25 protein-coding genes and 2 tRNA genes are annotated in these 22,066 nt (G+C 55.7%); 16 read left to right on the top strand and 11 right to left on the bottom strand.

Going from position 1 to position 22,066, the window contains the following annotated elements; translation table 11 throughout:
- Positions 1 to 29: 29 nt before the first annotated feature.
- Both BLU78_RS10405 and BLU78_RS10400 read left to right on the top strand, forming a co-directional pair.
- Entirely contained in the window at positions 30 to 758 is a 729-nt protein-coding gene (locus BLU78_RS10405) for a DKNYY domain-containing protein (protein ID WP_010265198.1), read from the top strand.
- A gap of 96 nt (positions 759 to 854) precedes the next feature.
- Entirely contained in the window at positions 855 to 1,772 is a 918-nt protein-coding gene (locus tag BLU78_RS10400) for a DMT family transporter (protein WP_010265196.1), read from the top strand.
- A 105-nt stretch (positions 1,773 to 1,877) separates the two neighbouring features.
- Here BLU78_RS10400 and rplI read toward each other — a convergent pair whose 3' ends face one another.
- Genes rplI through rpsF form a run of 3 tightly spaced genes read right to left on the bottom strand, consistent with a single transcriptional unit; the run spans position 1,878 to position 2,963 of the window.
- Positions 1,878 to 2,318 carry a 50S ribosomal protein L9 gene (gene rplI, locus BLU78_RS10395; RefSeq protein ID WP_010265194.1) on the bottom strand — a complete coding sequence of 147 codons (441 nt, stop codon included), beginning with the start codon at positions 2,316 to 2,318 and terminating at the stop codon, positions 1,878 to 1,880.
- Between the two features lie 18 nt (positions 2,319 to 2,336).
- Positions 2,337 to 2,615 carry a 30S ribosomal protein S18 gene (gene rpsR / locus BLU78_RS10390; RefSeq protein ID WP_010265192.1) on the bottom strand — a complete coding sequence of 93 codons (279 nt, stop codon included), beginning with the start codon at positions 2,613 to 2,615 and terminating at the stop codon, positions 2,337 to 2,339.
- Positions 2,616 to 2,618: 3 nt separating this feature from the next.
- A complete protein-coding gene (gene rpsF, locus BLU78_RS10385; RefSeq protein WP_010265188.1) occupies positions 2,619 to 2,963 on the bottom strand; it encodes a 30S ribosomal protein S6 in 345 nt (114 codons plus the stop codon).
- A gap of 380 nt (positions 2,964 to 3,343) precedes the next feature.
- Here rpsF and BLU78_RS10380 point away from each other — a divergent pair, with 380 nt between their 5' ends.
- Together BLU78_RS10380 and BLU78_RS10375 are read left to right on the top strand one after the other, a co-directional pair.
- Positions 3,344 to 4,135: a hypothetical protein gene (locus tag BLU78_RS10380; RefSeq protein ID WP_010265183.1), complete on the top strand. Its 792-nt coding sequence runs from the start codon at positions 3,344 to 3,346 to the stop codon at positions 4,133 to 4,135.
- Between the two features lie 24 nt (positions 4,136 to 4,159).
- On the top strand, positions 4,160 to 4,729 hold the full coding sequence (locus BLU78_RS10375; protein ID WP_143029391.1) for a hypothetical protein: 570 nt from the start codon (positions 4,160 to 4,162) through the stop codon (positions 4,727 to 4,729).
- A 122-nt stretch (positions 4,730 to 4,851) separates the two neighbouring features.
- On the opposite strand, the gene thiL is transcribed toward BLU78_RS10375, so the two are convergent.
- On the bottom strand, positions 4,852 to 5,889 hold the full coding sequence (gene thiL, locus BLU78_RS10370; RefSeq protein WP_010265175.1) for a thiamine-phosphate kinase: 1,038 nt from the start codon (positions 5,887 to 5,889) through the stop codon (positions 4,852 to 4,854).
- Between the two features lie 97 nt (positions 5,890 to 5,986).
- Here thiL and BLU78_RS10365 point away from each other — a divergent pair, with 97 nt between their 5' ends.
- The 8 genes from BLU78_RS10365 (at position 5,987) to trpA (ending at position 13,345) form a co-directional block, all read left to right on the top strand.
- The gene (locus BLU78_RS10365; RefSeq protein ID WP_010265170.1) at positions 5,987 to 6,562 is read left to right on the top strand and encodes an adenylate kinase; all 576 of its coding nucleotides are present in this window, start codon (positions 5,987 to 5,989) and stop codon (positions 6,560 to 6,562) included.
- A 347-nt stretch (positions 6,563 to 6,909) separates the two neighbouring features.
- On the top strand, positions 6,910 to 8,112 hold the full coding sequence (trpB, locus tag BLU78_RS10360) for a tryptophan synthase subunit beta (RefSeq protein ID WP_010265165.1): 1,203 nt from the start codon (positions 6,910 to 6,912) through the stop codon (positions 8,110 to 8,112).
- A gap of 22 nt (positions 8,113 to 8,134) precedes the next feature.
- Entirely contained in the window at positions 8,135 to 9,535 is a 1,401-nt protein-coding gene (locus BLU78_RS10355) for an anthranilate synthase component I family protein (protein WP_010265161.1), read from the top strand.
- A gap of 17 nt (positions 9,536 to 9,552) precedes the next feature.
- Positions 9,553 to 10,125, top strand: a complete 573-nt coding sequence (locus tag BLU78_RS10350) for an anthranilate synthase component II (RefSeq protein WP_010265157.1) — start codon at positions 9,553 to 9,555, stop codon at positions 10,123 to 10,125.
- 13 nt (positions 10,126 to 10,138) lie between these two features.
- Positions 10,139 to 11,134 (top strand): anthranilate phosphoribosyltransferase, encoded by a 996-nt coding sequence (gene trpD / locus BLU78_RS10345; RefSeq protein WP_010265153.1) that lies wholly within the window; start codon positions 10,139 to 10,141, stop codon positions 11,132 to 11,134.
- A 5-nt stretch (positions 11,135 to 11,139) separates the two neighbouring features.
- Positions 11,140 to 11,955 carry an indole-3-glycerol phosphate synthase TrpC gene (gene trpC / locus BLU78_RS10340; RefSeq protein ID WP_010265149.1) on the top strand — a complete coding sequence of 272 codons (816 nt, stop codon included), beginning with the start codon at positions 11,140 to 11,142 and terminating at the stop codon, positions 11,953 to 11,955.
- Entirely contained in the window at positions 11,952 to 12,569 is a 618-nt protein-coding gene (locus BLU78_RS10335) for a phosphoribosylanthranilate isomerase (RefSeq protein WP_010265145.1), read from the top strand. Before trpC ends, BLU78_RS10335 begins: the two co-directional genes overlap by 4 nt.
- A gap of 2 nt (positions 12,570 to 12,571) precedes the next feature.
- Complete coding sequence (gene trpA / locus BLU78_RS10330; protein WP_010265141.1) at positions 12,572 to 13,345, top strand: tryptophan synthase subunit alpha; 774 nt, start codon at positions 12,572 to 12,574, stop codon at positions 13,343 to 13,345.
- An 80-nt stretch (positions 13,346 to 13,425) separates the two neighbouring features.
- Here trpA and rpsT read toward each other — a convergent pair whose 3' ends face one another.
- The 4 genes from rpsT to BLU78_RS10310 all read right to left on the bottom strand — a co-directional run bounded on the left by rpsT (position 13,426) and on the right by BLU78_RS10310 (position 15,803).
- On the bottom strand, positions 13,426 to 13,677 hold the full coding sequence (gene rpsT, locus BLU78_RS10325) for a 30S ribosomal protein S20 (RefSeq protein WP_010265138.1): 252 nt from the start codon (positions 13,675 to 13,677) through the stop codon (positions 13,426 to 13,428).
- A gap of 144 nt (positions 13,678 to 13,821) precedes the next feature.
- Positions 13,822 to 13,893, bottom strand: a tRNA-Glu gene (locus BLU78_RS10320).
- Positions 13,894 to 14,041: 148 nt separating this feature from the next.
- Positions 14,042 to 14,800, bottom strand: coding sequence for an ABC transporter ATP-binding protein (locus BLU78_RS10315; protein WP_010265133.1), 759 nt, complete (start codon positions 14,798 to 14,800; stop codon positions 14,042 to 14,044).
- Position 14,801: 1 nt separating this feature from the next.
- Positions 14,802 to 15,803 (bottom strand): iron ABC transporter permease, encoded by a 1,002-nt coding sequence (locus tag BLU78_RS10310; RefSeq protein ID WP_010265131.1) that lies wholly within the window; start codon positions 15,801 to 15,803, stop codon positions 14,802 to 14,804.
- Between the two features lie 258 nt (positions 15,804 to 16,061).
- On the opposite strand from BLU78_RS10310, the gene BLU78_RS10305 reads away from it, so the two are divergent.
- A tRNA-Pro gene (locus BLU78_RS10305) sits at positions 16,062 to 16,136 on the top strand.
- A 139-nt stretch (positions 16,137 to 16,275) separates the two neighbouring features.
- A complete protein-coding gene (locus BLU78_RS10300) occupies positions 16,276 to 17,499 on the top strand; it encodes a site-specific integrase (RefSeq protein WP_010265128.1) in 1,224 nt (407 codons plus the stop codon).
- A gap of 67 nt (positions 17,500 to 17,566) precedes the next feature.
- On the opposite strand, the gene BLU78_RS10295 is transcribed toward BLU78_RS10300, so the two are convergent.
- From BLU78_RS10295 to BLU78_RS10285, 3 genes are all read right to left on the bottom strand, one after another.
- A complete protein-coding gene (locus BLU78_RS10295; RefSeq protein WP_010265127.1) occupies positions 17,567 to 18,067 on the bottom strand; it encodes a hypothetical protein in 501 nt (166 codons plus the stop codon).
- Between the two features lie 33 nt (positions 18,068 to 18,100).
- Positions 18,101 to 18,613, bottom strand: a complete 513-nt coding sequence (locus BLU78_RS10290; protein ID WP_010265125.1) for a hypothetical protein — start codon at positions 18,611 to 18,613, stop codon at positions 18,101 to 18,103.
- A gap of 358 nt (positions 18,614 to 18,971) precedes the next feature.
- Positions 18,972 to 19,739: a hypothetical protein gene (locus BLU78_RS10285; protein WP_010265123.1), complete on the bottom strand. Its 768-nt coding sequence runs from the start codon at positions 19,737 to 19,739 to the stop codon at positions 18,972 to 18,974.
- 663 nt (positions 19,740 to 20,402) lie between these two features.
- Here BLU78_RS10285 and BLU78_RS14230 point away from each other — a divergent pair.
- Together BLU78_RS14230 and BLU78_RS10270 are read left to right on the top strand one after the other, a co-directional pair.
- Complete coding sequence (locus tag BLU78_RS14230) at positions 20,403 to 20,666, top strand: hypothetical protein (RefSeq protein ID WP_020692177.1); 264 nt, start codon at positions 20,403 to 20,405, stop codon at positions 20,664 to 20,666.
- 297 nt (positions 20,667 to 20,963) lie between these two features.
- Complete coding sequence (locus BLU78_RS10270) at positions 20,964 to 22,007, top strand: hypothetical protein (RefSeq protein WP_231290946.1); 1,044 nt, start codon at positions 20,964 to 20,966, stop codon at positions 22,005 to 22,007.
- Positions 22,008 to 22,066 lie beyond the last annotated feature (59 nt).

Here is a 22,066-nt window from a genome sequence, read left to right as displayed (position 1 = left end):
GGGGGTTGTTCATGTAAAAGCCTGAAGCTATGAAAAAGTCGATTGTACTGATATTGGCCGTTCTTGTCGCCTTTCCGGGCGCGGCGCGGTGTTTCGCCCGCACGGAGAGCGCCTGCGAGGTGCAGCGGGGACCCGAGCGGCGTCACCGGGGATATGTGAAGGACGACTGGTCGGTCTGGTACGGAGGCCGTAAGGTCGAGGGGGCCGTCGCCTCGTCGTTTTCGGACCTGGGCGGGGAGTACGGCAGGGATAACTGGAAAGTGTTCTATGCCGGCCGCGAGGTGAAAGGGGCCGCGGCTTCGTCGTTCGTCAACCTCGGCGACGGTTATGCCAGAGACAACTGGGCGGTTTTCTACTGCGGTCGGAAGGTGGAGGGCGCTGCGGCCTCGTCGTTCGAGAACCTCGGCCGGGGATACGGCAAGGACAGTTGGCACACCTACCTGCGCGGGGTGCGGCAGGAGAAATCCGCACAGGCGGAGAATATCGGCGGCGGGTACAGCAAGGACCCGTGGTCGGTCTGGTATCGGGGCCGCAAGGTCGAGGGAGTGTCGGCTTCGTCGTTCGTCAGTCTGGGCGGCGGCTACGGCAAAGACCCCTGGAAGGTGGTTTTCGAGGGCCGCGAGGTGAAAGGAGCCGCGGCTTCGTCGTTCGAGATTCTCGGCAAAGGCTATGCTAAGGATGCGTGGAAGGTATATTACCGGGGTACGGTGATTCCGGATGCCTCGCCGGGATCGTTCGAAGTGCCGCGGGGGCGGTAAAAATCGTCCGGCTGTTTTCGTACAGGGCTTTTCCGTCGGGGAAAGCCCTTTTTTTCGGGCACTGTTTTTGTTTTTCCCGCAAGAAATATCGGACGGATGAACAGACTGAAACCCCACCTGGCCCTGTTGCTGTGCAACGTCGTCTGGGCCATGGATTACCCGTTTTACAACTATGTGCTGCCGCGCTACATTCACCCGATGGCGCTGGTTTCGGCATCGCTCGTCGCCACGGCTCTGCTGTCGCTCGTGCCGCTGCTGTGGCAGAAGGCCGAAAAGGTCAGCCGGGCCGACGGCCGCAAGCTGATCGGTGCCGGACTGCTGATCGGCGTGCTGCGCAAGGTTTTCATCATGTACGGCCTGTCGATGACCTCGCCGATCGACGGTTCGATCATCGACACCATCGTACCGCTGCTGGTGTTGATGCTCTCGGTGGCGCTGGGGATGGACCGCTTCACGAAGCTCAAAGTCGCGGGGCTGGTGCTCGGAATGTCGGGGGCTGTGGCGGTGGTGTTGGCGGGGGCCTCGTCGGCCCATGCGCACTCGCATCTGTGGGGCAACGTGATGATCTTCCTCTGCGCCTGCGTCACTTCGTTCTATATGGTGTGGTTCAAACGTCTGATTGCCAAATACCGCATCACGACCGTGCTGCGCTGGACCTACTGCGCCGCGGCGGTCATGGCGCTGCCTATCGGCATCGGACCTATTGTCCATACCGATTTCGCGGCGATCGCCAGCCATGCCCTCTTTCCGGCGCTGTTCGTGCTGGTCGTCCCGACCTATCTGCCTAACCTGATGCTCAACTATGCCCTCAAAACCGTGCCGGCAACCGTGTCGAGCATCTATACCTATCTCCAGCCCGTGCTGGCGATCGCCGTTTCGATCGGGATGGGGCTCGACAAGCTCCATGCGGACACGGTGATCTTCGCGCTGGTGATTTTTGCGGGCGTGGGGCTGGTGCTCCGCTCCTATGCTGTGAAGCCGAAGTATCCCGCGGGCTTAAAAAGCCCGTCTTAAAGGCTGCGGCAGCAGTTTGCACCTCGGGGCATAATTCCCGCTGCGCAATCAAAAAAAAGAGCTTTCCGAGACCGGAAAGCTCTTTTCGTATGCGATTCGTATGCGTTACTCGGCAGCGTTGACCGTGAATTTGATCGTAGCCTTGACCTCCTTGTGCAGACGGACCGTGGCTTCGAACTCGCCGACGGTTTTGATGGCGTCGACGCTGATTTGCTTGCGGTCTACGGTGATGCCCTTGGCGGCGAGTGCCTCGGCCAGGTCCGTTGCGGTAACCGTACCGAAGAGCTTGCCCTCCTCGGCCTTCACGGCCATCGACAGCGGCAGGTTCGAGATGGTCTCGGCCAGAGCTTGTGCGTCGGCAAGGATTTTGGCGTCCTTGTGAGCGCGCTGGCGGAGGTTCTCGGCGAGAACTTTCTTCGCGGAAGCCGTTGCGGCTTTGGCGTAGCCCTGGGGAATCAGGTAGTTGTTCGCATAACCGGGCTTAACGGTCACGATGTCGTTGGCGTAGCCCAGGTTCTCCATATCTTTGATCAGAATAACTTCCATGTCTTGTCCTCCTTTTAATTATTTCATGCAATCGGTTACGAAGGGCAGGATGGCGAGGTGGCGCGCACGCTTCACGGCCTGTGCGACCTTCTTCTGGAACTTCTGCGAAGTACCCGTCAGACGGCGGGGAAGGATCTTGCCCTGCTCGTTGAGGAACTTTTTGAGGAACTCTCCGTCCTTATAGTCCACGTATTTGATGCCGAGCTTCTTGAAGCGGCAGTATTTCTTCTTTTTGACGTCTACCGATACCGGGTTCAGGTAGCGGATTTCCGACTGTGCCTTGTTGTCCTGTGCCATGGTTTACTCCTCCTGCTTGTTAGAAAGTTTCGCACGACGCTTCTCCGAATATTCTACGGCGTATTTGTCCTGCTTGAAAGTTAAGAAACGGATCACGCGCTCGTCGCGGCGGTACTGCGTTTCGAGCGTGTTGATGATCGAGCCCTCGCCCGTGAACTCTACCAGGAAGTAGAAACCGGTGGTCTTTTTCTGAATAGGATAGGCGAGCTTGCGAAGGCCCCACGACTCCTTGTTCACGATCTGACCGCCGTTTTCGGTGATGACACCCTGGAATTTGTCAGCGACCTCCTGCACCTGTGCATCGGACAGAACCGGCGTGACAATGAAAACGGTTTCGTAATTGTTCATAATCGTTTAATTGGTTAATTAATCCCTTTTCGGGACCGCAAAGATACGTATTAAAATTAAAAATGAAAAATTAAAGATTAAAAATTTCCTTGTTTTTGGAATTTCGGTTCCTTTCCCTATCTTTGTGGAACATACTGACAAACACGGAAAGTGTAAGTTTATTCCCGATAAGCGAACGTAGGAAATTCTCTTAGGATTGGGGGTGAGCATGCATCTTGCCGCGTCGTATCCGTATTCTGCGGATATAGGCGTGGGAGTTGATGCTTATTTTAAATCCAAGGTAATCCTACGACCTGCTTATCTGAAATAAGTTTTCAGCACCACGCTTTCTTTTTTATTTTGCCGCCGGGGTGCGGGCGGTCAACCTAAACTTAAATTTTATGGACCAATCTTTATTCGGGGACTCCGTTCCGCGCAAAGCAGGGACCCGGCAAACTGTCGCGGCCGTGCTGTTCGCCCTGTACCTAATTTGGGATATTCTGTCGGTGACGGGGGTGCTGTATCTGATGTTGCAGGATGCAATGCTTACTTCTCCTGTTACCAGATTTGTGATGCCGGCTATCGAGCTGCTGTTACCGATGGCTGGATTCGCCTTGCTGATTCCGGGAGCTGCGAATAGGGCTACGAAAACGGCAACGGTGCTGTTATCGGTCGGATATGGATGTACCGTGCTGTGTTTCGCCGGGTGTGCGTTGTCGTTGTCCGCTGCGTCCGGAGAAGTGATGTATATGCAAATCGAACAGATGAATGCATATTGCCGATGGGTTTCCCTTGCTTGTGCGGTCGTGTCGTTTTTCGCCTTTTCGGTGATTCTCCGCGGTAACGCAATAGAACCAGATACGGCTTCGTGGATCGGGCTGCTCCTCTTAGAGGCAATGATTGGGGCAGTCCGGAGTCTATTCAATGTTGTCGGCACGGTAGAGCCGGAGGAACATCCTTTCGTGTCATTTCCCGGAAAGGTATTCTTGGTCGTATGTATTGTGCTTCTGATCGTCGCGTATGTTCGGCTTGCCCGCTGTACGGCTTTTTCGGGTGCCGGTACGGATGCTCCGCAGGGAGTTTATTCGCCGCTGAATAAATACATGGCAGGAATCGTCGTCGCTTCGGGGGTGACGTTGGCTGCCCTGTGGGCCGTGTACCGCTTTGCTGCGCCGTGGCTGCGCACGTTATGATGTCCAACCTTAAAAATTGAGATGATGAAAAATAAAATGACCTTTTTCGGAGCGATCGAACGAAACATCTGGGGCGACAAGATAAATGCCAATCCTTATTTCGCTACGTTGTCGATTCTTGCCGTCATGCTGGCCGGAGCCGTTGCGGGCGGCGGGCGTTTGTTTTACGAATGGTTCAGATGGGATATGGCGATGAACAATGTAGCCATGGCGGCCCTCATCGTTTGGATATGGGGATATAATGTGGCTGAGTCGATTATTGCCGCCGAGGATTGGAAGGTGGCTTTGGGGCGGTCGTTGCTGTTATTGCCGGTGCTGATTCTGGCTTTCGTGTTCGGGGCGGTCGCTTCGGTCGTGGTGATCTGTCTGGTCATTCTTTGGTTGGCGCTGATGTTCATCAGCTATGCGCTGACGAGTTCCGGAGGACGCTCCGGCAGCCGTTCCGGCGGATCGTCGTCAGATGATGATCCTTCGATTGAACTGTCTACAGGCCGCAAGGTGAGCGGAACGTTTGCCGGAGATGATTTTCATGGCAGTGACGGGAAAACCTACAAACGTACCGGATGGGGCAGTAGCGATTGGGAGAAGGAATAACAACCCTGACAGGATGCATCGAAAAACACCGCTCCTTTGGGGCGGTGTTTTCGTATGTCGGTCGGTGTGTCGCAACGGGCCGTCCGCTATGGGATAGCGGTCGGACGCATGAAATCCGCTTCTCAGGCGGGGTCGGGGAACCCCTGCGCTTTCAGCTTTATGTCCTGTCCGTCGGGCGTCACGAGGTAACAGCCCGTGGACGCGGGCGTGATGTGGCCGATGACGTCCACCAGCCCCGACTTCATGATCTGCTCCTGCATCGACAGGGGAACCGTGAAGAGCAGTTCGTAGTCCTCGCCGCCATTCAGCGCCGCCACCACCGGGTCGGCGTGCATCTCCTCGGCGAGGGCCGTGGTCTGACGCGCGATCGGGATGCGTTCGAGGTAGATGCGCGCCCCGCAGGCGGACGATTTGCAAATCTGCATCAGGTCGCTCGCCAATCCGTCCGAGAGGTCGATCATCGCCGTCGGGACGATTTTCTCCGCCGCCAGCGCCTCGACGATGTCGGTGCGGGGGCGCGGTTTGAGATATTTGCCGAGCAGGTACTCATATCCTTTGAACTGCGGTTCGGGGTTTTCCACGTCGGCAAGCACCCGCTTCTCCCGTTCCAGCAGTTGCAGGCCCATGTAGGCGGCTCCGAGGTTGCCGGTGATGCAGATCAGGTCGTTCTGCCCGGCGCCGGTGCGGTAGACCACTTTGTCCTTTTTGGCATGGCCCAGCGTGGTGACGGTGACGACCAGTCCGGTCATCGAGGCCCGCGTGTCGCCGCCCACGAGATCGACACCCTGTTCGTTGCAGGCGAAAGCGATCCCTTCGTAGAGGTCCTGCAACGCTTCGACGGGCAGTTTCGCCGAGACGCCGAGCGAGACGGTGATCTGCGCCGGGAGGGCGTTCATGGCCAGAATGTCGCTGATGCCGGCTGTCACGACCTTGTAACCCAGGTGTTTGAGCGGGAAGTAGGTGAGGTCGAAATCGACGCCCTCATAGAATGAGTCGGTCGTGCAGAGCACCGCTTCGCCGCGTGCCGGGGCGATCACGGCGGCATCGTCTCCGACCCCTTTCACCGTCGAGGCGTTTTTGGCGGAGAAATCCCTGGTCAGCAGGTCGATGAGGCCGAATTGTCCGAGCGAAGCGATCTCGGTGCGCTTTTTCTGGTCCATAATTACTGAAATTTTTTACAAAATTAGGGAAATCCTGTTATTTCCCCAAAAAATAATGTAATTTTGCCCGGTTCAAACATCACAAAAAGGGTTGGTTATGATAAATATCGTCTTATTCGGCGCTCCGGGATGCGGCAAGGGCACGCAGGCCCAACGCCTGAAAGAGCGCTACGGGATCGATCATGTTTCGACCGGCGAGGTAATCCGCGATGAGATCCGCCGCGGCACGGAGCTCGGCCGCAGCATGGAGGAGTACATCCGCGAAGGTAAACTGGCTCCCGACGAGATCGTCATCGGCATGATCGAGCATTATGTCACCGAGCACATGAACGCCCGCGGGTGTATCTTCGACGGGTTCCCCCGCACGACGGTCCAGGCCGAGGAGTTCGACAAAATCCTGGCCAAACACGGCTTGCAGGTGGACATCATGGTGGACATTCACGTCCCGGAGGAGGAACTGGTGCGCCGCATTCTGCTGCGCGGCAAGGATTCGGGCCGCGCCGACGACACTTCGGAGGAGGTGATTCGCGGTCGGCTGGACGTTTACCGCATGCAGACGGCCGTCGTGGCGGACTACTACGCCGCACAGGGCAAGTATGCTTCGGTGAACGGTACCGGAACGATGGAGGAGGTGTTCGGCCGCATCGCCGACGTGATTGCGGGGCTGAAATAACCGGCGCGTCACTCCGGGGAAGACCTTGTTCGGGAACGACCGCGCCGATGCAGTCGTTCCCGAATCGCTTTATATATAGGGTATCGCCGGATTTACGGACGAAAAGCAGAAAAAACGGCGATTTTATTTGGTTTTTCCGGCAAAGTCCCTATATTTGCAGCCAAGGAACAAGATTATGAAAAGTTTTTCGATCAATAACGCATGGTGGTGGCGCTTACAATTTTCCGTTGTGAGTGACTCGCCGTATGCAGTTGTTGAACGATAGATCAACGATAATTCAGAAAAGGGCCTGTTGTACTCACAACAGGCCCTTTTTTCGTGTGCAAAAATCCAAAAACATTGAGAATATGAACTACCAGGTTGATGAGAAAGGTTATTACGGGCGCTTCGGGGGCGCATACATCCCCGAAATCCTGCACAAATGCGTCGAGGATTTGCAGCGCAGCTACCTGCGGGTGCTCGAAAGCGAATCGTTCCGCGAGGAGTACCGCACCCTGCTGCGCGACTATGCGGGCCGGCCTTCGCCGCTCTATTTCGCACGCCGGCTGAGCGAGCGCTACGGTTGCCGCATCTACCTCAAACGCGAGGACCTCAACCATACCGGTGCCCACAAGATCAACAACACCATCGGGCAAATCCTGATCGCCCGGCGGATGGGCAAGACGCGCATCATCGCCGAGACGGGGGCCGGGCAGCACGGTGTGGCCACGGCGACGGTCTGCGCGCTGATGAACATGCCGTGCGTGGTCTACATGGGGCAGACCGATGTCGAGCGCCAGCAGGCCAACGTCCGGAAGATGGAGATGCTGGGCGCGACGGTCGTGCCCGTGACCTCGGGCAACATGACCCTGAAGGACGCCACCAACGAGGCCATCCGCGACTGGTGCTGCCATCCGGCCGACACGTTCTACATCATCGGTTCGACGGTGGGGCCGCACCCTTATCCCGACATGGTGGCGCGCCTGCAGTCGGTCATCAGCGAGGAGATCCGCGTGCAATTGCAGGAAAAGGAGGGCCGCGACTATCCCGACTATCTGATGGCCTGCGTCGGCGGCGGCAGCAACGCTGCGGGAACCGTCTATCACTACCTGGACGACGAGCGCGTGAAGATCGTGCTGGCCGAGGCCGGGGGCGAGGGGCTTCTTTCGGGACGCAGTGCGGCGACGATCCAGTTGGGACGCGAAGGCATCATCCACGGCGCCCGCACGCTGGTCATGCAGACCGAGGACGGACAGATCGAGGAGCCTTATTCGATCTCGGCGGGTCTCGATTACCCCGGCATCGGCCCGCTGCACGCCAATCTCGCGCAGACGGGACGTGCGAAGGTCCTCGCCGTCAACGACGACGAAGCGCTGCGCGGGGCTTTCGAACTCACGCGCCTCGAAGGAATCATCCCCGCTCTCGAAAGCGCCCACGTTCTCGGTGCGCTGCCCCGGATGGAGTTCCGTCCCTCGGACGTGGTGGTGCTGACCGTCTCGGGCCGTGGTGACAAGGACATGGACACCTACCTTGCGTGCATGGATCGTCCGGAAATCGCCGGCAATTTGTAAAATCCGAAAAACAGCCCATATCATGTACCGATTCAGAACGGCAACCAAAAAATTGCTCGGAGACCTCCATACCCCGGTCAGCCTCTACCTCAAACTCCGCGACGTCTATCCGCAGTCGGCGCTGCTCGAAAGCTCCGACTACCACGGCGACGAGAACAGCCTTTCGTTCATCGCTTTCCGTCCCATCGCCCGTATCGGGGTGAACAACGGCGAGGCGCTCCTGGAATACCCCGACGGCCGGAGCTGCGCCAAACGCCTCGGCGAAGCGTACGCCCCGGCGGATGCGCTGAAAGAGTTCCTCGCCGGGTTCCGCGTCGACGGCGACGGGAGCGAGCTCTGCGGCGTGTTCGGCTACACGGCTTTCGACGCGGTGCGCTATTTCGAGAACATTCCCGTCAAAGAGTACCACCATCAGGATTCCGACGCCCCCGATATCTGCTACATCCTCTACAAGTTCCTGCTGGTGTTCGACCATTTCAAAAATGAACTTTCGATCGTCGAGCTGTGCGCCGACGGCGAGCGGGACCACATCCGCGAGGTCGAGACGCTGATCGAGGACCGCAATTTCGCTTCGTACAACTTCCGCACGGTCGGCGAGCGCCGTTCGAACCTCACCGACGAGACCTACCGGGAGATGGTCCGCGAGGGCGTGCGGCACTGCCTGCGCGGCGACGTGTTCCAGATCGTGCTGAGCCGCCGCTTCGAACAGCCGTTCCAGGGCGACGATTTCAAGGTCTACCGTTCGCTGCGGAGCATCAACCCCTCGCCCTATCTCTTCTATTTCGATTTCGGGGGCTTCCGCATCTTCGGCTCCTCGCCCGAGACGCATTGCAAGGTCGGGAACGGCCGCGCCACGATCGACCCCATTGCGGGCACGGCGTTCCGGTCCGGGAATGCGGCGCTGGACCGCGAGCGGACCGAGCGGCTTCTGGCCGACCCCAAGGAGAACGCCGAGCATGTCATGCTGGTCGATCTGGCGCGCAACGACCTGAGCCGCAACGCCCACGATGTGAAAGTGGACTTTTACCGCGACGTGCAGTATTACAGCCACGTCATCCACCTCGTCTCGCGCGTCAGCGGGGAGATCGACGCCGACAGCGATTCGGTCCGCACCTTCATCGACACCTTCCCGGCCGGAACGCTGAGCGGCGCCCCCAAGGTGCGCGCCATGCAGCTCATTTCGGAGATCGAGCCCGACAACCGCGGCGTCTACGGCGGGTGCATCGGCTTCATCGGTCTCAACGGCGATCTCAACCAGGCTATCGCCATCCGCACCTTTGTCAGCCGCAACAACACCCTTTACTATCAGGCCGGGGCGGGCATCGTCGCGAAGAGCGACCCCGAGCGCGAGTTGCAGGAGGTGTCGAACAAGCTCGGCGCGCTGGACAAGGCCATCCGCGAGGCCGGGAAACTGATTAATTAACCGCAAATGACGAAGCCATGAAATGTCTGCTTTTCGATAATTACGACTCGTTCACCTACAACCTCCGGCACATGCTGCTGGAGCTGGGGCTCGAAGTCGACGTGCGCCGCAACGACCGCATCACGCTGGATGAAGTCGACGCTTACGACCGCATCGTCCTCTCGCCCGGTCCGGGCATCCCCTCCGAGGCGGGGCTGCTGCTGCCGCTGATCCGGCGTTACGCCGCCGCAAAACCCATCCTGGGCATCTGCCTCGGCGAACAGGCCATCGGCGAGGCGTTCGGCGCCAGACTGGAAAATCTCGCCGAAGTCCATCACGGCGTCTGCTCGGACATCCGCGTCGTGGCCGGCGACCCGCTCTTCGACGGACTGGGCACGGGATTCCGCGCCGGGCGCTATCATTCGTGGGTGGTTTCTGCGGAGGGGCTTCCCGATTGTCTGGAGGTCACGGCGACCGACCGCAGCGGCCTCATCATGGGGCTGCGGCACAAGACCTACAACCTGCGGGGCATCCAGTTCCACCCCGAATCGGTCCTCACGCCGCAGGGTAAGACGATTCTCGAAAACTGGATCACGAAATGCAACCGATAAACGCGCACGAATTATGAAAGATTTGCTATACCGCCTTTTCGAACACCAGTACATGGACCGTTCGGAGGCACAAAAGGTCCTGGCGGGCATCGCCGCCGGAAAATACAACTCCGAGCAGGTCTCGGCGTTGATTACCGTCTTCCTCATGCGCAGCATCTCGGTCGAGGAGCTGGCCGGGTTCCGCGACGCGCTGCTCGAGATGCGCCGTCCGGCGGACCTCTCGGCGTATGAGCCCATCGACATCGTCGGCACGGGCGGCGACGGCAAGAACACGTTCAATATCAGCACCGCGGCCTCGTTCGTGGTGGCGGGGGCGGGTTACAATGTCGTCAAACACGGCAATTACGGCGCCACTTCGGTCAGCGGCGCGAGCAACGTCATCGAGCGTCACGGCGTGCGGTTCACCGACGATCCCGACCGCCTGCGGGCCTCGCTCGACGCCTGCCGCATCGCCTACCTGCACGCCCCGCTGTTCAACCCCGCGATGAAGGCCGTGGCCCCGATTCGCCGGAACCTCGCCGTGCGCACGTTCTTCAATCTGCTGGGGCCGCTGGTCAACCCCGCGCTGCCGAAATACCAGTTGCTCGGAGTCTACAACCTCTCGCTTTTCCGCCTCTACAACTATGCCTATCAGTCGGGCGGCACGCGCTTCGGCGTGGTTTACAGCATGGACGGTTACGACGAGATATCGCTCACCTCGGAATTCAAGGTCGCCACGCCCGAGAAGGAGCAGGTCTTCACCCCTGAGCAGATCGGGCTCGGCCGCTGCCGCCCCGAGGAGCTTTCGGGAGGCGACACCCCCGAGGAGGCCGCGCGCATCTTCGACTCTGTGCTGAACAACACCGCGACGGCCGCCCGGCGCGACTGCGTCGTGGCCAACGCCGCCTTCGCCATCCGGGTGATCTGTCCCGAAAAGGAGGTCGCGGAGTGTCTCGACGAGGCGCGTGAATCGCTTCTCGGCGGAAAAGCCGCCGCGGCGTTCCGGAAATTTGTGGAAATCAACAGTTAAGGGATATGGATATTCTGGAAACCATCACAGCCAATACGCGCCGGGAGGTCGCCTGGCAGAAACAGGCGCTTCCGGTCGATGCGCTGCTCCGGCTCGGTTCGCCGTGGCTCGCCGAAGCGCCGTGCTCGATGCGCCGCGCGCTGGCGGAGTCGGAAACGGGCGTCATCGCCGAGTTCAAACGCCGTTCCCCGTCGAAAGGGTGGCTGTGCCGCGATGCGGCGATCGGCGCGGTCGTTCCCGCCTATGAAGCCGGGGGAGCTTCGGCCTGCTCGGTGCTGACCGACGGCGGGTTCTTCGGCGGGTCGCTGGAGGATTTGAAGCAGGCTCGGCGGCTGGTCCGCCTGCCCCTGCTGCGCAAGGACTTCATCGTCGACGAGTATCAGCTCTATCAGGCCCGCACGGCGGGGGCTGCGGCCGTGCTGCTGATTGCCGCGGTGCTGTCGCCCGGCGAGTGCCGCCGCCTTGCCCGCACGGCCCGTGAACTGGAACTCGAGGTGCTGCTCGAAGTGCATACGCCCGCAGAGCTTTCCCATCTGAACGGATATGTCGACATGCTCGGGGTCAACAACCGCGATCTCGGGACGTTCCGTACCGACGTCGAAAATTCGTTCCGGATGGCCGATCGGCTCCGGCGTGAGGTCGGCGGCGGGGAGGGGCCGCTGCTGGTCTCCGAAAGCGGCATCTCCGATCCGGAGACCGTCGTGCGCCTGCGCGATGCGGGTTTTCGGGGATTCCTGATGGGCGAAGCCTTTATGAAGACCGGTGATCCGGGGCGTGCGCTGGCGGAGTTCATCGTCCGGCTTAAAGAGGCGCGGCCATGATCGTCAAGGTATGCGGGCTGCGCGATCCCGAAAACATCCGCGCCGTCGACCGGCTGGCGGTGGACCTCTGCGGCTTCATCTTCTATCCCCGTTCCCCGCGCTGTGTGCCCGATGACGAGCTTCATGCCGAGGCTGTACGCAGCTGTCGCAAACCCGCGGCAGGGGTCTTTGTGGACGCCTCGCCCGCCGAGATGCTCCGCACGGCCGAACGCTTCGGCCTCGGGTGGCTCCAGCTCCACGGCGACGAGTCGCCCGAAGCGTGTGGGGAGCTTCGGCGGCAGGGGTGCCGGATCATCAAAGCGATCCGCGTCGCGGCGGCAGCCGACCTCGCAGCAGCCCGGGCCTACGAAGACTGCGCCGACTACCTGCTGTTCGACACCCGCTGCGACGGTTACGGTGGTTCGGGATGGCGGTTCGACTGGCGGGTGCTCGACGCCTATACGGGCCGCGTTCCGTTCCTGCTGAGCGGCGGGATCGACGCCGGATGTGCCGATGCGGTCCGGGGATTCGCCCATCCCCGTTTCGCGGGCGTGGACCTCAACAGCGGGTTCGAAACGGCCCCGGCGGTGAAAGACGCCGGAAAACTCGAAGAATTTATCGCAAAAATCCAGTAACCATGAACAGAATCAACCAGTTATTCGCCTCCGGAAAGCGCGACCTGCTTTCCATTTATTTCTGTGCCGGGTATCCCGATCCGGACAACACGGCCGAGGTGATCCGCGCGCTCGAGAACAACGGCGTGCAGATGATCGAGATCGGCATCCCGTTCAGCGACCCGATGGCCGACGGTCCGGTCATCCAAAATGCGGCTCAGCAAGCCCTGCGGGGCGGGATGTCGCTCCGGAAGCTCTTCGCCCAGCTGGACGGCATTCGTCCCGGCGTGCGGATTCCGCTGTTGCTGATGGGGTATCTCAATCCGATCATGCAGTACGGGTTCGAGAATTTCTGCCGCTCCTGCCGTGACTGCGGCATCGACGGATGCGTCATCCCCGACCTGCCGTTCGACGACTATCTCGCCGACTTCAAACCCGTCGCCGACCGTTACGGCGTGAAAGTCGTCATGCTCATCACGCCCGAAACCTCCGAGGAGCGCATCCGCCAGATCGACGCCCACACCGACGGATTCATCTACATGGTTTCGTCGGCTTCGACGACCGGGGCGCAGAGCGCCTTCGACGAGCGGAAGCAGGCCTATTTCCGCCGCATAGACGCTCTCGGACTGCGCAATCCGCGCATGGTGGGATTCGGGATCAGCAACCGGGCGACTTTCCGCGCCGCAGCGGATAATGCCTCGGGCGCTATCATCGGCAGCCGGTTCGTCACCTTGCAGGGTGAGACCCCGACCCCGGAGGCTGCCATCAAACAATTGTTGGAGGAGTTGGAACGATAGCCCCCCCCCTCCTCTCTCCGTAACAAAACGAAGGCCGGACTCTCAGAGTCCGGCCTCGTTTATTGTTGTGCGGCGGCTGATTAAAGCGCGTTCACGTGCAACTGCATGGCGCTTTTCAGGTTTCCGGCCTTGTTCTTGTGCACGATGTTGTGCTTGGCCAGCTTGTCCAGCATGGCGGTTACCTTCGGAAGCAGGGCCTCGGCGGCGCTCTTCTCGGTGGTTGCGCGCAGAGCCTTCACAGCGTTGCGGGCCGTCTTGTGGAACAGCCGGTTGTGGGCACGCTTCGTGGCGGTCTGGCGAATACGCTTTTTCGATGACTTATGGTTTGCCATAATCCGTTAGTTTTTATTTTTTACTTTTTTAAGTTCTGCTTGTCCGCGAGCCGTGGCCGCGTTCGGATAGGCCCGAAGCCCGCTCCTGAAAAGTAATTTACCGTCCGTCATCCCGGTTTTTACACCCCGAATGCCGTTTTTTCGTAGCCCATAGGAGAGTCGAACTCCTCTTTCAAGAATGAAAATCTTGCGTCCTAACCGATAGACGAATGGGCCTTACCGCTATCGCACCGCCCTTTATGGGGTTACTTTAGCGGTGCAAAGGTAAGCAAAAAAGTGATTTGAACAAAAAATATGCTGAAAAATTGCGGATTTTTTACCCCGGAGCCCGCAGATGCCCTGCCGGATGGCTTTGCGCTGGGGGTCAGCGCAGGCGAATCGTCCGTGTTTCGGGGTCGAAACAGGCGTTCTCGCCCGAAAAAAGCCGCTCGATCAGGCCGCTGCGGGCCATCGCGTCGGCCGGGAGGTGGTGGAGCGACGGCGTGTCGATCAGCGCCACCGAGTCGCAGAGCGAAAGGGCGATGTCGAGGTCGTGGGTCGAGAAGAGGATGCACTTCCGCTCCTCGCGGGCCAGCCGCCGGAGCAGCGTCGCCAGCGTGTAGCGGTTCGGCAGGTCGAGGAAGGCGGTCGGTTCGTCCAGCAGGATGACGGGGGTGTCCTGCGCCAGCACGCGGGCGATCATCACCCGCTGGCATTCGCCGTCGGACATGCGGTCCATCGTCTTGCGGGCGAAACCCGACATGCCCACCAGCTCCAGCGAGCGTTCGACGATGGCGCGGTCGGCCTCCTGCATGCGTCCGATCCAGTTGGTGTAAGGAGCGCGGCCCAACGCCACGACATCCTCGCAGGCGAGGTTGGCGATGCGGACCCGGTCGGTGGTGACGAACCCGACGGTGGTGGCCCGCTCGTGGGGCGTGAGTGTTGCCAGCGGACGGCCGCAAAGCTCGATATTCCCGGCGGAGGCTGCGCCCAGTCCGGCCATGGCCCGCAGCAGGGTGCTCTTGCCCGTGCCGTTGCGGCCGATCAGGGCGGTCAGTTGTCCCTGTTCGAACGTGGCCGAGACGTTGTCCAGCAGCGTACGGCTGCCGTAGGAGAGGGCGATATGGTCGAGGCGGATGCTCATGTCAGAAGATGTTGCGGTTACGGACTACGACGTAGATGACGACCGGAATGCCCATCAGGGCCGTGATGGTGTTGATGGGCAGGGCCAGGAGCTTGGCGATGAGGTCGCAGACGAGCAACAGCGCAGCGCCGGCGAGCATCGAGGCCGGCATGAGGACCCGGTGGTCGGCCGAGGCGAAGAGCATGCGGGCCAGGTGCGGTACGGCCAGTCCGATGAATCCCACGGGGCCGCAGAAGGCGGTGACGGTGCCGGCGAGCAGGACCGTGGAGAGGAAGATCAGCGTGCGTGTGCGCTGGACGTTGAGCCCCATCGTGCGGGCGTAGTTCTCGCCCAGCAGGAGCAGGTTGAGCGGTTTGATGACGGCCACGGACAGGACGAGTCCCGCCGCGACGACGGGGAGCAGCAGCGCCAGTTGGCTGCCCGTGACGTCGCCGAGCGATCCCATGGTCCAGATGACAAACGATTTGAGGGCCGCTTCGCTCGACAGGTATTGCAGGATTTCGACCACCGAGCCGATGCCCGAACCGAGCATCATGCCGAGGATCAGGATGACCATGATGTCTTTGATACGGCGGCTGACGGCCATGACGATGCCCAGCACGGCGGCCGCGCCCAGCCACGCCGCACCGGCGATGCCGAGCGACTGGACGAACGAGTGTCCCGCGACGCCCAGCAGGGGGGCGCCCAGCAGGAACAGCGCCACGCCGAGGCCTGCGCCCGAACTGACGCCCAGCACATAGGGACCTGCCAGCGGATTGCGGAAAAGGGTCTGCATCTGGAGTCCGCTGGCGGCGAGCGCCGCGCCGGCGAAGAGTGCCGTAACGGCTTTCAGCAGGCGGATTTTGAGGATGATGTCGCTCACCGCAGGGTCGCACGCGCCTCCCGTGAGGGCAGTCCAGACGTCACCCAAAGGCACCGCAACCGAACCGACGGCGAGGTCGGCGATGAAGAGTGCGGCGGTGAGCAGCGTGAGCAGGGTGAAGAGGAGGGCGGTGCGTTTCATCGGTTATCCTATATATAATAAGTCGATGGCCGAAGCATGGGCCGGAGTATGAATTTCGTCCCTAAAGTCGCTCAGGGAGTGCTTTGCAGGGCCTTTGCATCCGGCCGTGAAGGCCGCGGCGAGGAGTTGTATGAGACGCAGGAATGGTTTCATTTCCGCAAAAGTAGAAAAAAATCTTGCAGAAATATGGTTGTTTTTGAAAAAAAGACTATATTTGCAGTCCCAAAGCGAAGGGTTTTGGCCTTTTGCAGACGGAATCGGGGCGTAGCTCAGTCCGGTTAGAGTACACGTCTGGGGGGCGTGTGGTCGCTGGTTCGAATCCAGTCACCCCGACTGATGGAAAGGCTTGGTAATCTGATGATTGCTGGGCCTTTTCGTTCGTTGGCGGTTGACTTTATTCGTGGCTTTTGACCCCGTTTTTACGTTGGTTTACGCGGTCTGTGTAAACCGTGGTGTAAACCGCCAAAAGGCTATGGACGCCACTATTTCAGTTATTTGTTTCAAAAGCAAGACCCTCGCCAACGGGGAGCATCCGCTCATGTTGCGCATTACGAAAGACCGTAAACGGACGATGAAAAGTTTGGGTGTTTCCGTGCATCCGTCTAACTGGGATTTCGACCGCAACGAGCCTAAACCCAAGTGTCCCGACCGCAAGTACATTCAGCAAATCATTCTGAAAGTCAAATCCGAGTATCAAACCAGGTTATTGGAGAAAGCCGCCCGCGATGAAGACTATACGGCTGAAACGCTCGTAAAAGAGCAGTCCCGTGAGCAAATCCAGTCCGAGACGGTCGAGAGTTTTTATTTGCGGACGGTGGAACAACTCAAACGAGAGGGGGCGGTAGGCAATGCCTATGCCTATCTGAACTCCTACAACGTGCTGAAATCTTTTAACGCTGACAAACCGCTGTCCTATACGTTCGGTCAGATAGACGAAGCGTTTTTGAGTGCTTTCGAGGGATGGATGCGGTCGAAAGGCAATAAGGAAACGACATTGAGTTTCCAGATGCGGACTTTACGGGCGATGTTCAACCGAGCAATTAAGGCAAAGATTGTCAGCAGGGAGAAAAATCCATTCAACGAGTACAAGATTAGCAAATTCAACACCCGTACACCGAAACGAGCGTTGAGTAAGGCAGACATGATGAAGATTATCGACGCTGATTGTTCACAGGGAAAGGAGATAGAGCAGTTTGCACACGATATTTTTGTGTTTTCGTACTTGTGCGGTGGCATATCGTTCGTGGATATTGCCAATCTGACCCCTGCCAACATTGCGGATGGGCGGCTGATCTATCACCGTCAGAAAACGCACGGAGCAATCAATGTTCCGCTGTCGGAAAAGGCAAAGGCGATTATTGGCAAGTATGACAGCCATTGTGAGCAGGCAGGTTATCTGTTTCCGATATTGGATGAACGGGTGCATATCACGCCTCTGCAAAAGAAGAACCGAGTGCATAAAATGTGTAGCAGGGTAAATGTCGCTTTGCGGAACATTGCTAAACGGTTGAAGATTAAAGCGACCGTTACAACCTATGTCGCAAGGCATTCATTCGCCACCGTATTGAAGAAATCGGGTGTGAATATCGGTATCATATCGGAGGCATTAGGCCACCATAGTTTGAAAACCACCCAAATCTACCTCGATTCGTTCGAGAACTCGCAGATAGACGCGGCGATGCAGAATCTATTATGAAAAAGATTGAGGGGGCTATCCATTGCTGGATAGTCCCCTCTAAAAGATATAAAAACAGATTATTGAATTATTCTAACTCATAACCAACTATCGGCATTGAGAACAAGACGATTGTTTCTCCATATACAGGCTCCAATCCACGCTCTATTACTGCCTTGACTTTCGCATACCCGTCAAAAATAATATGTTGAGCGACGCAGTCTGGTCCAACGCCTAATTTACTGCAATAAGCCCGAAATCCTGGAACCTGACAAAGACGCTTTGCCATCATTTTGATATGCTCTATCATCATGGCTGGATCATCATATGTTATTTCTGCAACCTCTGCGATGGCATCTTGTTTTTCGGTATAGGACAAACAGAGTGTTGAGATACCGTCGTACAGTTTTCTGGCATCTTTTGTAACTTCCCAAAGCATTGTTTGCCAGTCTATTTCATCATCATTTGATTCGTAAATAGGCATTGCAGTTTGAGGCTTGCTAATTTCTTTTGCGATTTCAGATGTTGAAACGCCCATAGTGTCAATGCCTTGCTTGGCATTACGATTTTTCTTTGTTCCTTTTCCCATATTTTACAAAATTATTTGTTTTGTAAACACTTACTACCACTGAACATTCTCCTCTAAATTAAATCGAATGAATGCAAGTTTTAGAATGACAAGAGGGCCATACGTTTGTTCCAGACCATAACGAAGCACCTCATTTACTTTTCCGATACCTTCATATAAGATGTGCTGTGCAACTGCTTCGGGATTAACTCCTATTACGGCACAATAGCTGTCAAAATCGGGAGTATGCGTCCGCAACACCTCCGAAAAGAGTTGGAAGCAGGTATCGAACATTGTTGCATTCTCCCAAATATCATTGATTGCCTGACCGAGTGCTTCTTTCTTATCCTCGGCACTCGTCGATTCTGTTGTCAGCCCTCTATATTTAAGGTAGCTTCTGGCAAGATTGAGTGTCGCCCAAATTTTGGATTCCCAGTTTATACATTCATCATTAGGGTGCTCCGAATCTACCAGTTTGTCAATGAATTGCGGGATTTCGTTCCCGTTGACGCTCTTAAACCCTGTACCTTGCAGAGTTCCAAAAGTTAATTTTGATGTTTCTATCATATAATTAAGATTAAGTTATATATCTCATTTTCTCGGCGTTAGGTCTGACTGGTGAGCTCTTGCCAGCTCTGGCGGCAGTCGGGTGATGGCTTGGGCAAACTCCCGTCATCGTCCTGCCGTGCGATTCGACCTGCGGCCTTTCGGTTCGGATTCTCTCTCCCTACCGAGAAGCGGAGTATATGTCAAAGAACCTGCGTTTGCGTTTTCAATGCTGAATACTACGAAAATCATACATAACTCATTATGGCAGAAATAGTTGGCGGATAGCAGAAAAGTGCATGATTTTTACTACCCCTTATCGGCAGAATAAAAAAAGGACGGCTTATGCCGTCCCTTATCATCCGATATGTAATTGGATTTATCTGAAATTCGCGCCTACCGTCGTCCACTCCTTATCCTTGTAAGATGTCCAGATTCCCGATATACTCTCGTCATTATCAAGGAATTTCGGATTGTCCGTATAGCCGAAGAAATAGACGATGCGCGAAATCAACAGCATTCTGTTATAGGAAACCTTATTGGGATTCGTACTGCGGTTATCTTCCTCTTTGAACTTTTCCAAAAGCGGCAAAAAACATTTGACGGCAAGCGTTATCTTGTAACAACTTTTGAGATTCACCGAAAATCCGTCCAATCCGAAAGAACGGGTGTTTGACAACTTGGCATAGAGTTCTGCCACGTTGTCAGCGAGCAACTTGCCCAACATCCGCTTTGCAAGGTCGGATTCAAGGGTCGCGCCGTGCTCGCGCCCTCGCCATGCACGGATTTTGGCATCGGGATTTTCTTGCAGGTACTTGGCGAAAGTCCGAAACTCCTCGAATACCGAGGTCGGAACCTGCTGCACATTTTCGGTTTGTTCCCGTACCACATCGTAGACAAAGAGCATCGCCATCCAAAATTTCTCGGTGTCGATACCTATGGCCCGCAGGGAACGGATAATCGGAGTGTTTTCCAAATACTGCTCTTTCGTAAAGGGACATTTCAACCGCCCGTCCTCCAACTGATGCACGAAATCCCATCCGCGGAAAGAATCGGTTTGAAAATACTCTCCACAACTATCATCGAACTCCCATGTAGGATACATTCGGTTGGCAATCTCGGAAACATAATCGTAAAGCGGCTCCATAGCAGTAACATTCGGTTAAACAAAGATAGGAAAATTCGCCTGAAATTCCTTTGAACAACCAGCCCTTAAACTTGTATTTATTAAAGAATTTTATTATATTTGTAATAGCAAATCCGAGAAAGGGGAAATTCTACTGCTTCCATAGAAAATAAGTTTATAGGACGGGTAAGGACGGCATTATTGGCTGTCCTTGTCTTTGCTTCCTATTTCCACATTTTTTGAGTGTGAAACGGATATTTCCTATAAAGAATGTATTTCAGAATTAAAAAATATGGAATGGATGATAAAGCAGATAAGCAAAATTAGAGAGATAGAAACTTGTTCGCTATATTCCGCTTATTTGGAAGATGCCATTTGATGATAGAGATTCCATTAAGATTAGAGATATAAAAGATTACCACATTTTTTGAGTACGAAATGGATTTTTCCTTTATAAATACAATTACAGGATTAAAAAATATGGAAGATTGAAAGAGATAGAAGATTTCAGAAAAGAGATATATTAACAAATAAACATTTATAAGTATGACTACAAATAACATTGCCAATCAAAATTGAACAATTAACGCTCCCGCTGGGGCAACTTACTTATCAGACTTTCTAACTGAGATTCCCACTAACTGCCTATTCAACAAGAAGCAGACAGGTTGCGGTGCTACCGAGTTGGCTATCCGCAACTCCATTCCCACCATTATAGCCATGCCTTACGTGGCATTGGTAAAGAACAAGACCATTTACCGCAAGGATGATATTTCCGTGCTGGGTGTTTACGAGGGCATCCAAGAGCAGGACATCATCGACTATGCAAAGAGCCATTCTCTATTAAAGATTGCTGTTACATACGATTCCGTGCCACGAACCATTAAGGCATTGCAAAGTATCGGCATAGACCCTTATAAAGATACTTTCCTGCTGGTGGATGAATGACACGTTTTGTTCAATGCTTATTCGTTCCGTCATAATGCCATTAAGAATTTACTTGCAGAAGCCGCTAAATTCGATAGGGCAACTTATATGACAGCTACCCCTATTGAGCAGGAATATGTTTTAGAGGAACTAAAACACCTGCCTGTTTGCGAAATCAACTGACCGCATCTGCAAGAGGTCAACATCCGTTCCCGTCAGACCTCCAAACCTACCCACTATATCGTCAAGGAGTGCCGCAAGGTGTTGGATAAAGGCTTACCCCATAACCTGCACATCTTCGTTAACAGCGTGGAGTTTATGAAAAAGGTAACCGACCTTGCAAAACTTACTCCCGAACAAGTAAGGCATGTTTGCTCTACAAGTGGTGATAATGGCGAGAGCAACCAACGTAAGTTAGGCAAGGATTATCCCATCGGTCAGCCGTCAGACCCCGTGAAGAAAATCAACTTTTACACCTCGACCTGCTTTGAGGGGTGCGATATTTACGACGAGAACGGGGTTACATTCATTGTCAGCGACGGTAACAAATCCCACACGCTGTTGGATATTTCGACTTTGTTTACACAGATTTGCGGACGCTTGCGGGATTCCAAATACAAGGGCGAGATTATACACGTCTATTCCACGACCAAGTACAGCCGAGATGTTACCCTCGATGAATTTGTTGCGGCCACCAAGAAAACCTTGCAGGAAGCCGTGCAATATGCCGACGAAATAAATTCATTGAGCGATACGGCACGGGAAAAGACCTTATCGAAAATCAAATACATCAACGAACAATATGTAAGGATAGAAGATAACCGCCTTATCGTGGATAAGAATTTCGCCAATATGGATATAGTCAATTTCAAGATTTGCCGCCATATTTACAGAACCTATATAAACCTTACAGATGAATTAAAGAGGAATGGCTACACGATAACCCGCCACACGTTCAGCGAGATTATAGAGAAGATGGAGAACAAGGACAACGCACGGGTTACATTCAAAGAACTGTTCGATGAATACCATCGTCTGAAAACGACACGACCGTTTTTCTCGCTGGATAATCACGAGGAACTGTGTGCCCGAATAGCCCTTAAATATCCGTTGGTGAGGCAGGCATACGACGAGTTGGGAACGGCCAAAGTGCAGGCGTTGAAATACCATGTCGGAAACATCCGCCGAGAATTGACGAAGCAGGTACGGCTGCCGAGCGAATATAAAATCGTAAAGATGATAGATACGGTGTTTCCTAAACAAATGTTCATTTCCAAGAGCAAGGCCAAATCGGAACTGCAACGAATATACGACGATTTGGGGATTCAACAGACGGCAAAGGCCGCAGACCTCGCAAAGTGATACGAGATAAAGGAAACAGCGCCCAAAATCAACGGAAAGACAACAGCCTGCGTTACCAT

The sequence above is a fragment of the Alistipes timonensis JC136 genome (assembly GCF_900107675.1).
In the GTDB taxonomy this organism is placed as follows: Bacteria; Bacteroidota; Bacteroidia; order Bacteroidales; family Rikenellaceae; genus Alistipes; species Alistipes timonensis.
Note: the sequence above shows the minus strand (reverse complement) of the source record. Positions and strands in the feature narration are given on the sequence as shown.

What these genes read in the sequence shown, in the direction of transcription:
- BLU78_RS10405 (WP_010265198.1), top strand. Translation starts at nt 30, where the DNA reads ATGAAAAAGTCGATTGTACTGATATTGGCCGTTCTTGTCGCCTTTCCG.
- BLU78_RS10400 (WP_010265196.1), top strand. Translation starts at nt 855, where the DNA reads ATGAACAGACTGAAACCCCACCTGGCCCTGTTGCTGTGCAACGTCGTC.
- rplI (WP_010265194.1), bottom strand. Translation starts at nt 2,318, where the DNA reads ATGGAAGTTATTCTGATCAAAGATATGGAGAACCTGGGCTACGCCAAC.
- rpsR (WP_010265192.1), bottom strand. Translation starts at nt 2,615, where the DNA reads ATGGCACAGGACAACAAGGCACAGTCGGAAATCCGCTACCTGAACCCG.
- rpsF (WP_010265188.1), bottom strand. Translation starts at nt 2,963, where the DNA reads ATGAACAATTACGAAACCGTTTTCATTGTCACGCCGGTTCTGTCCGAT.
- BLU78_RS10380 (WP_010265183.1), top strand. Translation starts at nt 3,344, where the DNA reads ATGGACCAATCTTTATTCGGGGACTCCGTTCCGCGCAAAGCAGGGACC.
- BLU78_RS10375 (WP_143029391.1), top strand. Translation starts at nt 4,160, where the DNA reads ATGAAAAATAAAATGACCTTTTTCGGAGCGATCGAACGAAACATCTGG.
- thiL (WP_010265175.1), bottom strand. Translation starts at nt 5,889, where the DNA reads ATGGACCAGAAAAAGCGCACCGAGATCGCTTCGCTCGGACAATTCGGC.
- BLU78_RS10365 (WP_010265170.1), top strand. Translation starts at nt 5,987, where the DNA reads ATGATAAATATCGTCTTATTCGGCGCTCCGGGATGCGGCAAGGGCACG.
- trpB (WP_010265165.1), top strand. Translation starts at nt 6,910, where the DNA reads ATGAACTACCAGGTTGATGAGAAAGGTTATTACGGGCGCTTCGGGGGC.
- BLU78_RS10355 (WP_010265161.1), top strand. Translation starts at nt 8,135, where the DNA reads ATGTACCGATTCAGAACGGCAACCAAAAAATTGCTCGGAGACCTCCAT.
- BLU78_RS10350 (WP_010265157.1), top strand. Translation starts at nt 9,553, where the DNA reads ATGAAATGTCTGCTTTTCGATAATTACGACTCGTTCACCTACAACCTC.
- trpD (WP_010265153.1), top strand. Translation starts at nt 10,139, where the DNA reads ATGAAAGATTTGCTATACCGCCTTTTCGAACACCAGTACATGGACCGT.
- trpC (WP_010265149.1), top strand. Translation starts at nt 11,140, where the DNA reads ATGGATATTCTGGAAACCATCACAGCCAATACGCGCCGGGAGGTCGCC.
- BLU78_RS10335 (WP_010265145.1), top strand. Translation starts at nt 11,952, where the DNA reads ATGATCGTCAAGGTATGCGGGCTGCGCGATCCCGAAAACATCCGCGCC.
- trpA (WP_010265141.1), top strand. Translation starts at nt 12,572, where the DNA reads ATGAACAGAATCAACCAGTTATTCGCCTCCGGAAAGCGCGACCTGCTT.
- rpsT (WP_010265138.1), bottom strand. Translation starts at nt 13,677, where the DNA reads ATGGCAAACCATAAGTCATCGAAAAAGCGTATTCGCCAGACCGCCACG.
- BLU78_RS10315 (WP_010265133.1), bottom strand. Translation starts at nt 14,800, where the DNA reads ATGAGCATCCGCCTCGACCATATCGCCCTCTCCTACGGCAGCCGTACG.
- BLU78_RS10310 (WP_010265131.1), bottom strand. Translation starts at nt 15,803, where the DNA reads ATGAAACGCACCGCCCTCCTCTTCACCCTGCTCACGCTGCTCACCGCC.
- BLU78_RS10300 (WP_010265128.1), top strand. Translation starts at nt 16,276, where the DNA reads ATGGACGCCACTATTTCAGTTATTTGTTTCAAAAGCAAGACCCTCGCC.
- BLU78_RS10295 (WP_010265127.1), bottom strand. Translation starts at nt 18,067, where the DNA reads ATGGGAAAAGGAACAAAGAAAAATCGTAATGCCAAGCAAGGCATTGAC.
- BLU78_RS10290 (WP_010265125.1), bottom strand. Translation starts at nt 18,613, where the DNA reads ATGATAGAAACATCAAAATTAACTTTTGGAACTCTGCAAGGTACAGGG.
- BLU78_RS10285 (WP_010265123.1), bottom strand. Translation starts at nt 19,739, where the DNA reads ATGGAGCCGCTTTACGATTATGTTTCCGAGATTGCCAACCGAATGTAT.
- BLU78_RS10270 (WP_231290946.1), top strand. Translation starts at nt 20,964, where the DNA reads ATGAAAAAGGTAACCGACCTTGCAAAACTTACTCCCGAACAAGTAAGG.